Genomic DNA, 13,220 nt, shown 5'->3' with positions numbered 1-13,220 from the left:
AGGGTTTTCAGGCCGGCAGAAGAAGAATGTGGTGTTCGGTTTCGGCGGCAATCTTCTCGCCGCTGTAGAGCAGTGGCACATATCGCCCCTTTGCCCAGCCCTCGGCCAAATCCGCATAATGCGGCGAACGCGGATCGCCGGACTGGCCGGGCGTGTTGATGCAGACGCTGTTGTCCCAGTCACCGACATCCATGACGAGGCGCACCGACGCGCCGGCGCTGACGCCGAAATCGCTCATCCGGTAGCCGGCATGCATGGGCGTGGAGCGGCTGCCGCCGGTTGGCAAGGGACCGACATTCCAGGTGATTGCACCTTCGGCCTCAATGCGGCTGGTGGCATGCTCGAAGAGCGCTTTGTGCAGACCGCCCCATTGCCAGGCGGCCGGATCGGCGCGGAAGCGTCTTTCGCAATCGGCAAAACCGGCGGACAGCGTCGATAGCAGCATGGTGTCGCGCTCGGCCTCCCCCCAATGAGAACCGGGTTCCGAGAGCAGGGTCAGCATGCGGTCGACATCGCCCGGCAGTAGCAATTGCCGGACGGTCGGATTCGGCGCGAATTTCGCGAGCAGCGCAGGCCGCAGATGCTTCATCCACCAGACTTCGAAGAGGGCGGCCGGGGCGCTTGTGGCGTCCAGCTGGTGATCCCAGCCGTTGAAGAGAGCGAGCGCCTGTTTCTGGGTTTCATCGACCGGATATTGGCCGGTAACCCTGTCCAGCAGGCCACAGATCGTCGCGGCCGGGCGGGAATAGGTATCCGTCTGCAGCGTGGTCGAGCCCTTCAGCGTATGCTTCGCGTCGGCGGCGAGCACGGACTTGATGCGCTGGGCGCGGCTGACTTCCGCCCATTCATGACCGATCGACGGCGCTTTCGAATCGCGGACCGCCGGCAGGTTCATCTCGTTAGCGGAGGCCACGAAACCTTCAGCCGGATTGTATTTGCGCGGCAATTGGTCAGCGGGCAGGAAACCGTCCCATTCATGGGAGCCGTGACCCGGTACCGGCAGGAGGCCCTCCCAGTTATGCCGGATCGGCGTGAAGCCGGCAGTGAACCAGCCGATATTGCCCTCCACGTCGGCGCTGACGTGGTTGACCGAGGGCGTGCCCCAGCGCGAAAGCGTTTCGGAAAATGCCTTCACCGAGCTGCTGCGCATATAGGATAGGCTGCCGAGATAGGCGGCCGAGCCCGGCGAGAGCCAGACGGAGCGCATGGCGATCGCCTGCCGCTTCTTCGGATTCTCGTGCAGAATCGGGCCGTGACGGGTGAAGCAGAGCGTCAGGGTCTGGTCAGGGAAGCCCTTGACCACGAACCGCTCCTCAAGGCGGGTAATCGCCTCCCAGCCGTCGCCATAACGATACTGCTCCGGGTCGCCGTCCTTCGTTTCGTAGACATAGATGTCTTCCTGGTCGGCGCCGAAAATGGTCAGTCCAAAAGCGGTCTTCTCGTTGTGGCCGAGCGAGATGCCCGGAGCGGTCGGTTCGCCGGTGCCGATGGCGTTGAGGCTTGGCGCTTCGAGATGCACGAGATAACGCAGCGACGGTACCGCATGCGCCCGGTGCGGGTCGCTCGCGAGGATCGGCCGGCCGGTTTCGGTGCGGGAACCGTGGACGGCCCAGTTGTTAGAGCCCTCCTCCACGGTTGCCTGGATGACGTCGCCGAGATCGGTCACCTCGGTCCATTTCCAGACATCATCGAGCGTGGCGGCAAGCCGGGCTTTGTCGAAGGTGACCGGCGCGGTGGCGAGCTTGAACAGGCGGGTCGCTTCAAGCGGGATGTCGGCGAGCACGATGCCTTCGGCCGGCTTCGGTTCAACCGGCGGATCGATCTCGTAACGCAGCAGGTCGGTCTCGGCATCGGCCAGCGCCATGATGTTGGCGCGCAGGATTTCCGAGAGTCCGTTGCGGGTCAGCGCATGGCTGCGGACGCGCACAACGTCGGAGGGCTGCCAAAACGCCGGCTTCGTGCCGAAGACGGCAAATTCCGGCGGCAGGCGGGAAGGCTCAGCCGCGCAGAGCGCGATATAGGCATCGATACCGGCGGCGAAGGCGGTGCAGATCGCCTCCGTATCCGCCGCGTAAGCTCTCCATTCCGCCGCCATGTCGCCGCGATAGAGGAAATGCCGGGCCGCATGGTCCTGCGCCAGATAACCGGGGCCGAAATCCGCCGCCAGGAGACCGAGGCCGCGCTTGCGCCACAGGTCCAGTTGCCACAGCCGGTCGCGTGCGGCGTTGAAGCCCTGCACGAAGAACAGGTCCTTCTCGCTCGCCGCCTTGATATGCGGAATGCCCCAGCGGTCGATGCGGATCTCCGCCTCGGCCTCGAGGCCGGTCAGTCGGAGGGTTTCGTTCGTCGGGGCATCTGTCATGGCAGTACTCTTATGCGTGATGGCAGGCGACGCGAGCGCCATCGGCGCGCGGGGTCAGTTCCGGCCGTTCCCTGGAACAAATCTCGGTCGCAAGCGGGCATCGCGTGTTGAAGGCGCAGCCGGAGGGGATGTTGGCCGGGCTCGGCAGTTCACCGCCCAGAATGAGCCGTTCCTTGGAACGCTGCACAACGGGATCGGCTTCGGGCACCGCCGACATCAGCGCCTTGGTATAGGGATGTTTCGGATTGGCAAAGAAGGTGTCGCGGTCGGCCATTTCAACGAACCGGCCGAGATACATGACCACAACGCGGTCGCAAATGTGACGAACCACGCCGAGGTCATGCGAGACGAAGAGATAGGAAACGCCGGTGCGCTTCTGTAGCGCCACCAGCAGGTTGAGTATCTGCGCCCGTACCGACACGTCGAGCGCCGAGACCGGCTCGTCGCAGATGACGAGGTCCGGTTCGAGCGCGAGCGCGCGGGCAATCACAACGCGTTGGCGCTGGCCGCCGGAAAACTGGTGCGGATAACGGTCCGCATGTTCGGGTCTCAGGCCCACCTGTTGCAGGAGCGTCGCGACGCGCGCCTTGAGCTGCTTGCCACGAGCGACGCCGCGCACGATCAGCGGTTCGGCGATCGTGGCACCCACCGTCGAGCGCGGGTCGAGCGATAGCGCCGGGTCCTGGAAGATCATCTGCACCTTGCGTCGGATATCGTTGAGCTTCTTTTTGTCGGCGCCCACCACTTCTTCGCCGCTGATCTTGACGCTGCCGGAAACCGGCGCCTGCAGGCCGACGATCGTGTTGGAGAGCGTGGACTTGCCGCAGCCGGATTCGCCGACCAGCGCAACTGTCTCGGCGCGGCCGATCGTGAGATCCACGCCGTTGACCGCCTTCACAACCGGTCCGGCCTTGCCGAGCAAGCCGCTGTGGCCGCCGAAATGCACCGCGACGTCGCGGATTTCGAGAACCTTGTCGTTCATGCCGCAACCTCGCGGATTTCGCTCATGCGATCGATATGCCAGCAGGCCGAGCGATGGTCCCCGCCACAATCCATCAGCGGCGGCTGCTCGTTGCGACACTTGTATGTCACGAGGGGACAGCGGTCCGCGAAACGGCAACCGACGCCAAATTCGTTCGGCGTCGGCACTGTGCCCTCGATGGTCGCCAGATCCGCCTTGGGAGCGTCATCGAGTTTCGGTACGCTAGCCAAAAGCAGGGCCGTATAGGGGTGCTTCGGTTCGCGAAAGAGCGCGTGAACCGGGGCGATCTCGGCGATGCGGCCGGCATACATGACCGCTACCTCGTCAGCGATATCGGCGACCACGCCCATGTCATGGGTGATGAGGACGATTGCGGTGCCGCGCTCGGCTACCAGCTTCTTCATGAGATCGAGGATCTGCGCCTGGATCGTCACGTCGAGTGCCGTGGTCGGCTCGTCTGCGACCAGCACGCGCGGACCGCAGATCAGCGCGATCGAGATCATGATGCGCTGACACATGCCGCCCGAAAGTTCGAACGGATATTGATGCAGCCGCCGGTCGGGATCGGGAATGCCGACATCGGCGAGCATCTGCCGCGCCTTCTGGTAAGCTTCGGCCTTCGAGACGCCGTGATGCACGCGGTACGCTTCGGCGATCTGCGCGCCGACCGTCGTCAGTGGGTCGAGCGAGGCGCTAGGCTCCTGAAAGATGATGGAAATATCTTTGCCGCGGGCCTTGCGGAACTGCCGCTCCGACATTGCGGCAAGATCGGTGTTTTCGAGCATGATCCGGCCACCGGTACGGCGGGCTGCCGGCGGCAGAAGGCCGAGCATGGCATAGGAGGTCAGCGATTTGCCGCAGCCGGATTCGCCCACCAGCGCCATGACCTTGCCGGGCGCCACGGCGAAGGAGACGTCGTCGACGACATTGGCGCCACCGATGTCAATGGTGAGCCTGTCGACGGCAAGCAGCGGGGTTGCGGCAGCATCCATTCCCTTAAGCCCCTCCGGTCTTGGCCCGCTCGGGCCGCTTGTAGTTGCCGATCGAATTGCCACCGTCGACGGAGAGCACAGCACCGGTGATGAAGGCGGCCTTTTCGGAGCAGAGATAGGCGATCGCGCCCGGCGCATCCTGCGGGCCGCTCGCGCGGCCGAGCGGAATGTTCTTCAGCATGTTGGTGACATATTCGTCGGAAAGCTCGCTCACCTCGCTGCCCGGCGCGAAACCCGGCTCCACGATGTTGACGCGGATGCCGTATTCCGCGAGTTCCATCGCAAAACCCTTCGAAAGGCGTTCGATCGCCGTCTTCGAAGTGCAGTAAGGCACCGAATTCTGGTTCATCTTGCGGGCGGCCCCAGACGAGATGTTGACGATCGAGCCCTGCTTGCCTTCTGCTATCATCAGCTTGGCCATCTCGCGCGACAGCACGAAGGGGGCACGCAGGTTAACACCGAAGACGCGGTCCCAGTCGGAAAATTCCATGTCAAGCAGGCTGAAGCGGGTATAGATGCCGGCATTGTTGACCAGGATGTCCGGCGCCTTCCATTCGCGGCGCACGAGATCGACGAGGTCCAGCATGGAGGCGTCGCTCGTCAGTTCGGTCGCGTGCAGCAGCACCTTCGACCGGTCGAGGCCAAGTTCCCTGACCGCCTTTTCCAGCCCGTCCATGCGGATGTCGCTCAGGCAGAGCCTTGCGCCTTCCTGCGCGAAATAGGCGGCGATCCAGCGGCCGAAGACGCCGGCGGCGCCGGTGATGACAATGGTCTTGTTTTCGAATTCCATGGGTAAAACCTCAGCGAGAACGCGAACGCGGGTCGATCTGGTCACGCAGCCAGTCGCCAAGCACGTTGACGGAAAAGACGAGTAGGAAGAGACAGGCGCCGGGGAAGGCGACGATCCACCAGGCCCGCTCGAGATACTGGCGGCCGACGCTCATGATCGAGCCCCAGCTTGCAGCTGGCGGCTGGATGCCGAGGCCGAGGAAGGAAAGGCCGGCTTCCATTAGAATCATCAGGCCGAATTCGGCAGTCGCGACGATCAGCAGCGGCCCGGCGATGTTCGGCAGGATGTGGTGGAAGAGGATGCGCGCCGCGCCGGCACCGGCGAGTTCCGAAGCCTTGATAAACGGCAGGTTGGAAACCTGCAGCGTCTGGGCGTAGGCTACGCGGGTGTAACGCGGCCAGCGGGTCAGGCCGAGCACCAGGACGAGCTTCAGGAAGCCCGGGCCGAGCACGGCGACCGTCAGCACCGCAAGCAGGATCGCCGGGATCGACATCATGATGTCGACGAGGCGCATGATGAGGATCTCGATCTTGCCGCGGAACCAGCCGGCGACCATGCCGAGGGTGACGCCGACCAGCGTCGAGACGACGACGGAGAGGACCGCGACCGAAAGCGAGACGCCGGCGCCGTAGATGGTGCGCGAGAGCAGGTCGCGACCGAGGTCGTCGGTGCCGAGCCAGTAGGTGAAGCCGCGCAGTTCGAAGCCCGGCGGCTTCAGGCGGGCAAGCAGGGTCTGCTTGTCCGGATCGGCCGGCGCGACCCAGGGGGCAAGGATCGCGAGGGTCACGATCACCAGGAAGATGATCGAGACGATGATGACTGACAGGGGCACCCGGCGAATGCGTTGACCGAGGGCGAGGACGGCGGTGTTCATGAATGCCTCCTCAGCGGACCAGGCGGATACGCGGATCGACGAGCGCATAGACGAAATCCGCAAGTACGCTGGTCAACACGTAAACGAAGGAGATCAGCAGCACGATGACCTGGACGACCAGGAAGTCGCGCGACTGGATGGACTGGATGGCGAGCTGGCCGATGCCCGGCCAGGCAAAGACCGTCTCGATGATGACCGCGCCGGCCAGCAGGTTGCCGATTTCGAGCGCCGCGATGGTGATGACCGGGATCGCCGCGTTCCGCAGCACATGGTGCACCACAACCGACCCCATCGACAGGCCGCGGGCGCGACCGGCCCGGACATAATCCTTGCCGAGCTCGTCGATGATCGAGATGCGGGTCATGCGCGCGAAGGTCGACATGGATACGGCGCCCAGCGCGATCGAAGGCATGATCAGCGACGCGAAGTCGCCGGAGCCGGAGGTCGGCAGCCAGCGCAGCGTCACGCCGAAGACGAAGATCAATACGATGCCGGACAGGAAGGTCGGCACGCTCTGGCCGGTGACGACGATCGCGGTCAAGAGCCGTTCCAGCCAGCCGCCGCGGTTCGTCGCCATCAGAATGCCGGCCGGGATGCCCATGCCGATCGCCACCACCAGCGCGCCGGCGGCGAGCATCATCGTATAGGGCACGCGTGACATGACAATATCGAATGCCGGCACGCGTTGCACGACGGAAACACCGAAATCGAACCGGGCGAGCCCCTGAAGGTAATCCAGGTACTGCACCGAGATCGGCCGGTCGAAACCGAGCTGGTGGCGGAGATCCGCGATCATCTGGGCCGATGCGTCCTGCGGCACGAGCAGCAGGGTCGGATCGCCCGAGAGATGCATCACGACGAACACGATGGTGAGAACGCCGAAGATCGCAATGATCGCCTGTATCAAACGCTCGACGGCGTATGTCAACATGGTCGTGCTACCTGTCTTACTGCCAGCTCATGTCCATGACGAACATCGCTTCGTTGGCGGTCGGCTGCCACTTCAGCTGCTTGTTTGCGCCATAGATCGCATAGGCCTGATAAAGGCCAAGGCCCGGAACGTCGTCCTTGATGATCTGGTAGGCCTGCTCGTAGAGCTTCAGCCGCTCGTTCTGGTCGAGGATGGCGCGCGCCTTGTCGACGGCCTCATCGAACTTCGGGTTCGAATATTTCGCCCAGATGCTGCCGGTGCGGAACAGCGGGAAGATCACGCCGTCGACGTCCTGGCAGGCGCAGGACCATGCGCCGAAGGCAAGGCCGCCAGCATTGGCTGGATCGCCCTGGCGGCGCTTCAGGAAGGTCGCCTGGTCGCTGGAGGAGATGGTGACGTTGAGACCTGCCTCATTGACCATCTGCTGGATGGCCTCAACGGTGGCGCGGCTATAGGCCGGAGAGGTGAGGAATTCGACGGTGGCACCTTCCGCGCCGGCCTCCTTCACCAGTTGCTTGGCCTTGTCGAGATTGTACTCGTAACCCTTGACCTTGTCGGTGTAGCCGAAGACCGGCTCGGCACCGAGCACTTCCACCGCCTTGCCGTAACCTTCGAGCAGCGCATCGACCAGCGCCTGGCGGTCGATCGCATAGGCGATCGCCTCGCGGACGCGGACGTCCTTGGTGGCGCCGGCCTGGGCGTTGATGAAGAGATAGCCGATGCGCTCGGTCGGAACCGACAGAACCTGCGAGTTCGAGTCGCTCTTGATGCTTTCGGCCTGATCCGGCGGCACTTCGCGGATGAGGTCGGCCTTGCCGGTCTTGAGGTCGGCGATGCGGGTTGAGACATCAGGCACGGTGCGGAAGACGACATGCTGGAATGGCGGCTTGGCGCGCCAGTAGCTCGAATAGGCCTCAAGCTCGGTCTGGACGCCTTTCTGCCAGTTGACCATCTTATAGGGGCCGGAACCAAGCGGCTTCAGGTTGAATTCCTGGTCACCGACCTTCTCGACATAGGCCTTCGGCACGATCGACAGCTTGACGAGCTGGGCGAGCAGCGCCGGATAGGCGGACTTGGTGGTCATCTTGACGACGGTCGGGCTGGTGGCTTCCGCCTTGTCGATCTGGTCGAACTGCGAGAGCTGCGGGCTCTTCAGCTTTGGATCGATGATGCGGTTGATCGAGAAGGCGACGTCTTCGGCGGTCAGCTTCGAGCCGTCCTGGAAGGTAACGTCGTCGCGGATCTGGAACTCGATCGTCTTGTCGTCGAGATATTTCCACGACTTGGCAATCTGCGGCACGATCTCGCCCTTGGCATCACGGGTCAGCAGGTTGTCGAAGATGTTGCGGTAGATCGAATAGCTGTCAGTGTTCCACTGTAGATGCGGATCGAGTGTCGCGGCATCGTTCGGCAGATCGATGGTCAGCATATCCTTGGGCGACTGAGCCATGGCGGTCGAGGCCATGAGAGCCATCACGAATGCGGCAGCGGTAGCAAATCTCAAAGACATCTGTGTTCCTCTCTTCTTATGTCAGCTTATTCTTCCAGTTATTCCAAGGCGAGAACGTTATGCGGCCCGACCGATACCAGCCTCCTTGGCGCAATAGGCAGCAAGTTCAGCATGGGTCGTGAACCAGACATCGCCCTTCGCCTGCGCCTGGCGGATGATCTCCTCCAGGATGAAGATGCGGGAGCGATGCCCGACATGATGCGGATGCATCGTCAGTTGGAAAAGCCCACCTTCGTCATAAGCAAGCTCCAGCTCGCGCTGGAAGATCTCGAGAACCATAGCCGGGTCGCCATAGGGCCGTGCGCCTGTCATCCGGTCCATCGCGACGTAGGGAGCATCGTCGCGGATCCATTCCACCGGAATTTCCACGATGCCGGTCGGCTCGCCGTCTTCCAGCAACTCGTAAGGCTCGTCATCGGCCATCAACGAGGAGTCATAAAGCAGACCCATTTCACGAGCGATCTTCAGCGTATGGGGGCTAAAATCCCAGGATGCGGTGCGCATGCCCACAGGCCGGATGCCGCAGACGCGTTCGAGAACATCGGCCGCCCGTAGCGCGAGATCGCGCTCGGTTGCCTCGTCCAGGCGCGAATTGAATTCGTGGATCCAGCTATGAATGCCGATCTCATGGCCGGAAGCAACGACGGCACGCGCCTCGTCGGCATTGATCATAGCCGAGACGGCGGGCATGTAGATCGATGCCGGCACCGCGTATTTATCGAGCAGCTTAAGGATGCGTGGCATGCCGGAGCGTGCGCCATACTGGCCCTGGCTCAGGCGACTGATGGAGATGCCGCCGTTGCGCAGTTCCATCGTCTCGTGATCGGCATCGAATGAGAGAGCGACAGCCATGCGGGCGCCGTTCTTCCACTGCGCCGGCTTCAATGAGCGACCCGCCCGGACCTTGTTGACGCTCCTCTGCCAGACATCGTCTGCCCAGAGCCAGGGCTGGTTTTTGTCATGCTGTTCTGCTGCGCTCATGATATTCTTTCATTCGGCGATGCCGGGGGCTCCTTGCCCTTGTATTTTTTCTAGGCAAATTTTTTATAAGCCGAGGAAATAGCCATCAATGGGGGTTTTGTTCACATATATGAACTCTGAAGTGAAGAGCGCGGGTCGCATCCTTGATCTTCTGGAATATCTGTCGGTGCTGCGCGAACCGGCCTCGCTCTCGCAGATCATCCGCGATCTCAAGCTGCCGAAGAGTAGCGCGCATGGTCTGATCCAGACACTGGCGGCCCGCGGTCATGTCGTTCAGGACGCTGCAGGACACTACATGCTGGTGGAGGCAAGCCGCCACGGCTTCCCTTTCCGTCGCCATGAGGAGCCGCTGGTCGTCACGGCAATGCCCTTCATGGAACGGCTGAGGGACGAGTCCGGCGAAACGGTTCTGCTTGGCACGATGAATGCGCATTGCGACCTGCGCCGACTGGCAAAATGCGTTAGCCATCATCCTGTCCGCTATGACGTCAATATGGACGCCGCAATCACCGCGCATTGCACGGCAACTGGCCGCGTGCTTCTTGCTCATGCTCCCGCGGAAGCGCTGGAAGACTATCTCTCGCGCGTCCGCTTTCTGTCCTACACCCGCTACACGATCACGGATGTCAAACAGATCCGCGAGGTCCTCGCAAAGGTCCGCCGTGACGGCTATGCGATCAACGACCAAGAATTTGTCACTGGCTCGACTGGGATCGCCGCCCCCCTTTTTGGCGCGGAAGGCAATGTGATTGCAGCGCTCAATCTCGGAACGCTGACAAGCCGATATGTCGAGCGGCGCGAGGAACTGTTGCTGAAATTACGCTCGACTGCCGATCAGATCAGCCGCGCCTTGGGCTATCGAAGATAGCGGATGATCCAATCCTTATACGAGACGACAATCCCACGCTCCAACAGTACTTCCTCAACCAGTCGCAGGCTGAGCGGAAACAGAAAATAGAGCCAGACAGCGTTGGCGATGGTCGAAAGGGAGAAACATGCATTCGGCGACGACGGCAATTCGAGCCATCCGACCTCGCTGGCAGCGAGAACCCGCCACCTCTTCCAGATCCAGCGTTATCTCACGCACAGAAGCTCGATGAACGCTTAGGCCGGCGCCTGCCATTGGGATGCAATGTCCAGCCGCCTTTCCAGAATCGATAGGAATTCATAGACCTTCTTCGGGACATAGCGGCTGCGGGGATAAAAGGCCTTGATGCTCCGATCCAATGTTATCCCGCCCCCGAACAGCGAGACCAACGCTCCTGACTTGAGCTCATCGGCGACGCTGTAGAACGGCAAGCGCGCAATTCCGCTCCCCTGCAGAACTGCAATCCGGATCGCGCTCTCGATATTAGTCTGAAACGTGCCGTCGACTGAAATGACAAACTCCTCGCCGCCGCTGCTGACTTTCCATTGTCGAGGGTTGCCCCGCTGCTTCATGTGGATTAGACAGTTGTGCGCGCTGAGTTCCTGCGGCTTGGTCGGTCTGGCATGTCGACTGAGATAATCCGCCGAGGCGCATACGACATAGGGCACGGTGCCGAGCTTCCTCTCGAACAGACCGCTTTGAAAGAAACTGTCGTCATCGAAGTCCCTGCTGCCGATCAAGACATCCACGCCACGTTCCATTAGGCTGGCTGAATAAACGCTGAAGGTCAGCTCCACCTTCACCGTAGGAAACTGAACATTGAAATCACCGATGGCCGGCAGGACGAGCGCCTGGCCGACGCCCGGTGTGCTGTGGACCCGCAGCGTGCCGATCAGTTCGCGGCTGACGGCATTGGCATTGGCCTTAGCGGCGTCGAGCTCTCCCAAGATCCGTACGCAATGTTCGAAGAACACATTGCCGACATCAGTCAGAAAGACCCGGTGGGTCGATCTGTGAAGCAGGGTCAAGGCAAGGGCATGTTCGAGCTGAGTTATATGTTTGCTCATATAGGACGGCGATTTGCCGAAATGCTTTGCAGCGATCGTGAAACTTCCGTGCTGGACCACCCGCGCGAAAATTACGATGTCGTTAAGGTCCAAGCCTTCGAAGCTGGAGCGAGCGATAGGAGGCGTCTGCATCATTAACAAAAGCTGGCACATATTGGAGCGCTCGGCAATTCGGTTGCGCAGGCACGCCGAATTCTCACGCGCCCCCATTTCATGATGCGCTCGCGAAATGGGTACGTTCTCTGATGGGCTCAGCTTGCCGGTCCCTTGAGGATCGGTCTCTGGATGACGCCGGTCAGGCTTTCCTTCGGGAGCGCCAGGACTGCCGGCTCGAAGATGTCACCCATGGCCGACAGTACACCGGTCTTCTGCAGTTCCTCGAGGAACTTGCGATGGACGCGCGGATCCGGATCCACCTATTCGATCTGGCGGCCGCCGTCCTTGACCGATGTCGCCCCGCCGCCTTCGGCACTCTTGCGGCACAGCCAGATGAACGGATAGTGGCGGCTGCCGAGCGAGCAGGCGACGTAGCGGGCCGGCTGGTTGCGACAACGAATTTCGATGCTTCGGAATTGGAAGCGGCGTTACTGTTTTCCGCCATTTCGGCAACCGTCCTTTGTGAAGAAAGGACGCCATTATGGGAGCCTCTTTCACAAACGGTACTTTCGTTTCGGAAAAGACGTTTTTCGCATCTGCTTGATGACTTGGATCAATGCGGGTGTCACTATGATCGAAATCAGGAGTCAAAGAGCTCCAATATCGCGGTGTCAAAGCATTGCGATCAATCAATGGGAACTGAACTAGGACATCAGAGCAATGCATATCCGCAGCCTTATCAGCCGCCTCTGACGGCAGAAATCCGTCGGCTTCACTTTTGAAGCGCCCGAAGGCGCATGGTTTTGCCATCTGCTTTTGAAGGTGCCGTGCGGCCAGGCGCAAATCCGATCCATCCGTCATGCCGCCAATGCGGCCGACCTCGGTTCCCTTGGGGACCGACAAGGTCTTTGCGCGGCCGGCGGCAACCTCGGCATAGGACGTGGCCTGATATCGATTCAGGACTGTCCGATCATGGAAAAGCAGAATGAACATTGACGCAGCCCAGCCGATGAGACCGACCGCCGTCGTGACAGGCGGAGCGAAAGGCATTGGCCGGGCGATCGTGCTGGCCCTTGCCGAACGCGGATACAATGTCGCGGTCGTCGATATTCTTGATGAACGGGGATGTGAGACGGCGGAAGAAGCCTCGGCCCTCGGTGCCGATTGCAAATATGTCCGGACGGACGTGGCCGACGAACAGTCCGTCGTTGCTATGGTGGACAAGGTCCGCGCCCAGCTCGGCGAACCGCACGTGCTCGTCAACAATGCCGGCATCTATCCCCGGCACAGTGCCGCCGAAATGCCCTATGAACTCTGGCAGCACGTGCTCGCCGTCAATCTCGGCGGAGCCTTCCTCTGTAGCCGGACCATCGCGCCCTTCATGCTGCAGCGGGGCAACGGCGTCATCGTGAACGTGGCCTCCGGCCGCGCGCTGCAAGGTGCTGCGGGCGGAAGCCACTATGCGGCCTCCAAAGCCGGACTTTTGTCGCTCACCCGGTCGCTTGCGCTCGAGTGGGCACCCACCCTTCGCGTCAATGCGGTCATCCCAGGCGTCACGGACACCGACCAGCCCCGGGAAGGCAATCCCGACGAGAAAGCGCTTTACGCCCGCGGACAAAAAATACCCCTTGGGCGGATCGGCCAGCCCGAGGATGTGGCGAAAGCCGTCTGCTTCTTCCTCTCCACCGACGCGTCTTACGTGACCGGACAAAGCCTCTGCGTCAACGGCCGCTTAATCATGCACTGAGCGCCGGTTTCAAAAAATCA

At 61.6% G+C, this 13,220-nt stretch carries 13 protein-coding genes and 1 pseudogene; 3 read left to right on the top strand and 11 right to left on the bottom strand.

From position 1 onward, the window contains the following. Positions 1–7: 7 nt before the first annotated feature. The 8 genes from HGP14_RS12695 to HGP14_RS12660 are packed head-to-tail and all read right to left on the bottom strand — an operon-like array spanning position 8 to position 9,422. Positions 8–2,362 carry a penicillin acylase family protein gene (locus HGP14_RS12695; protein ID WP_168830175.1) on the bottom strand — a complete coding sequence of 785 codons (2,355 nt, stop codon included), beginning with the start codon at positions 2,360–2,362 and terminating at the stop codon, positions 8–10. Between the two features lie 10 nt (positions 2,363–2,372). Further along, positions 2,373–3,344, bottom strand: a complete 972-nt coding sequence (locus HGP14_RS12690; protein ID WP_168830174.1) for an ABC transporter ATP-binding protein — start codon at positions 3,342–3,344, stop codon at positions 2,373–2,375. Then, positions 3,341–4,336: an ABC transporter ATP-binding protein gene (locus HGP14_RS12685; RefSeq protein ID WP_168830173.1), complete on the bottom strand. Its 996-nt coding sequence runs from the start codon at positions 4,334–4,336 to the stop codon at positions 3,341–3,343. The genes HGP14_RS12690 and HGP14_RS12685 overlap by 4 nt, the downstream gene beginning before the upstream one ends. A 4-nt stretch (positions 4,337–4,340) precedes the next feature. Further along, positions 4,341–5,126 carry an SDR family NAD(P)-dependent oxidoreductase gene (locus HGP14_RS12680; protein WP_168830172.1) on the bottom strand — a complete coding sequence of 262 codons (786 nt, stop codon included), beginning with the start codon at positions 5,124–5,126 and terminating at the stop codon, positions 4,341–4,343. Positions 5,127–5,136: 10 nt separating this feature from the next. Then, positions 5,137–6,000 (bottom strand): ABC transporter permease, encoded by an 864-nt coding sequence (locus HGP14_RS12675; protein WP_168830171.1) that lies wholly within the window; start codon positions 5,998–6,000, stop codon positions 5,137–5,139. Between the two features lie 10 nt (positions 6,001–6,010). Beyond that, on the bottom strand, positions 6,011–6,931 hold the full coding sequence (locus tag HGP14_RS12670; RefSeq protein WP_168830170.1) for an ABC transporter permease: 921 nt from the start codon (positions 6,929–6,931) through the stop codon (positions 6,011–6,013). Positions 6,932–6,947: 16 nt separating this feature from the next. Next, a complete protein-coding gene (locus HGP14_RS12665) occupies positions 6,948–8,441 on the bottom strand; it encodes an ABC transporter substrate-binding protein (protein WP_168830169.1) in 1,494 nt (497 codons plus the stop codon). Positions 8,442–8,498: 57 nt separating this feature from the next. Then, positions 8,499–9,422: a polysaccharide deacetylase gene (locus tag HGP14_RS12660; protein WP_168830168.1), complete on the bottom strand. Its 924-nt coding sequence runs from the start codon at positions 9,420–9,422 to the stop codon at positions 8,499–8,501. An 88-nt stretch (positions 9,423–9,510) separates the two neighbouring features. Between HGP14_RS12660 and HGP14_RS12655 the strand changes: the two genes are divergently transcribed. Then, on the top strand, positions 9,511–10,290 hold the full coding sequence (locus tag HGP14_RS12655) for an IclR family transcriptional regulator (protein ID WP_246704434.1): 780 nt from the start codon (positions 9,511–9,513) through the stop codon (positions 10,288–10,290). 14 nt (positions 10,291–10,304) lie between these two features. Here the strand turns inward: HGP14_RS12655 and HGP14_RS12650 are convergent. The 3 genes and pseudogenes from HGP14_RS12650 to HGP14_RS12640 form a co-directional block, all read right to left on the bottom strand. Next, positions 10,305–10,439: pseudogene (locus HGP14_RS12650) on the bottom strand (IS6 family transposase); the annotation flags it as partial. A gap of 87 nt (positions 10,440–10,526) precedes the next feature. Further along, positions 10,527–11,567, bottom strand: a complete 1,041-nt coding sequence (locus HGP14_RS12645) for a LysR family transcriptional regulator (RefSeq protein WP_168830167.1) — start codon at positions 11,565–11,567, stop codon at positions 10,527–10,529. A gap of 41 nt (positions 11,568–11,608) precedes the next feature. Beyond that, positions 11,609–11,773, bottom strand: a complete 165-nt coding sequence (locus HGP14_RS12640) for a hypothetical protein (RefSeq protein ID WP_168830166.1) — start codon at positions 11,771–11,773, stop codon at positions 11,609–11,611. Here HGP14_RS12640 and HGP14_RS12635 point away from each other — a divergent pair. Further along, positions 11,750–12,235, top strand: coding sequence for a hypothetical protein (locus HGP14_RS12635; protein ID WP_168830165.1), 486 nt, complete (start codon positions 11,750–11,752; stop codon positions 12,233–12,235). The two genes, HGP14_RS12640 and HGP14_RS12635, sit on opposite strands and share 24 nt — an antisense overlap. Before the next feature lie 203 nt (positions 12,236–12,438). Further along, positions 12,439–13,200 (top strand): SDR family NAD(P)-dependent oxidoreductase, encoded by a 762-nt coding sequence (locus tag HGP14_RS12630; RefSeq protein ID WP_168830164.1) that lies wholly within the window; start codon positions 12,439–12,441, stop codon positions 13,198–13,200. Positions 13,201–13,220 lie beyond the last annotated feature (20 nt).

Origin of the sequence: Rhizobium sp. P32RR-XVIII (genome assembly GCF_012641395.1) — a bacterium.
Taxonomy (GTDB): domain Bacteria; phylum Pseudomonadota; class Alphaproteobacteria; order Rhizobiales; family Rhizobiaceae; genus Rhizobium.
The sequence above is the reverse complement of the archived record's forward strand: the minus strand, read 5'-3'. Positions and strand labels throughout refer to the sequence as shown.

Coding starts and splice junctions, on each gene's coding strand:
- HGP14_RS12680 (WP_168830172.1), bottom strand. CDS start 5,126: ATGGAATTCGAAAACAAGACCATTGTCATCACCGGCGCCGCCGGCGTC.
- HGP14_RS12690 (WP_168830174.1), bottom strand. CDS start 3,344: ATGAACGACAAGGTTCTCGAAATCCGCGACGTCGCGGTGCATTTCGGC.
- HGP14_RS12695 (WP_168830175.1), bottom strand. CDS start 2,362: ATGACAGATGCCCCGACGAACGAAACCCTCCGACTGACCGGCCTCGAG.
- HGP14_RS12630 (WP_168830164.1), top strand. CDS start 12,439: ATGAACATTGACGCAGCCCAGCCGATGAGACCGACCGCCGTCGTGACA.
- HGP14_RS12665 (WP_168830169.1), bottom strand. CDS start 8,441: ATGTCTTTGAGATTTGCTACCGCTGCCGCATTCGTGATGGCTCTCATG.
- HGP14_RS12670 (WP_168830170.1), bottom strand. CDS start 6,931: ATGTTGACATACGCCGTCGAGCGTTTGATACAGGCGATCATTGCGATC.
- HGP14_RS12655 (WP_246704434.1), top strand. CDS start 9,511: ATGGGGGTTTTGTTCACATATATGAACTCTGAAGTGAAGAGCGCGGGT.
- HGP14_RS12645 (WP_168830167.1), bottom strand. CDS start 11,567: ATGGGGGCGCGTGAGAATTCGGCGTGCCTGCGCAACCGAATTGCCGAG.
- HGP14_RS12635 (WP_168830165.1), top strand. CDS start 11,750: ATGGACGCGCGGATCCGGATCCACCTATTCGATCTGGCGGCCGCCGTC.
- HGP14_RS12675 (WP_168830171.1), bottom strand. CDS start 6,000: ATGAACACCGCCGTCCTCGCCCTCGGTCAACGCATTCGCCGGGTGCCC.
- HGP14_RS12685 (WP_168830173.1), bottom strand. CDS start 4,336: ATGGATGCTGCCGCAACCCCGCTGCTTGCCGTCGACAGGCTCACCATT.
- HGP14_RS12660 (WP_168830168.1), bottom strand. CDS start 9,422: ATGAGCGCAGCAGAACAGCATGACAAAAACCAGCCCTGGCTCTGGGCA.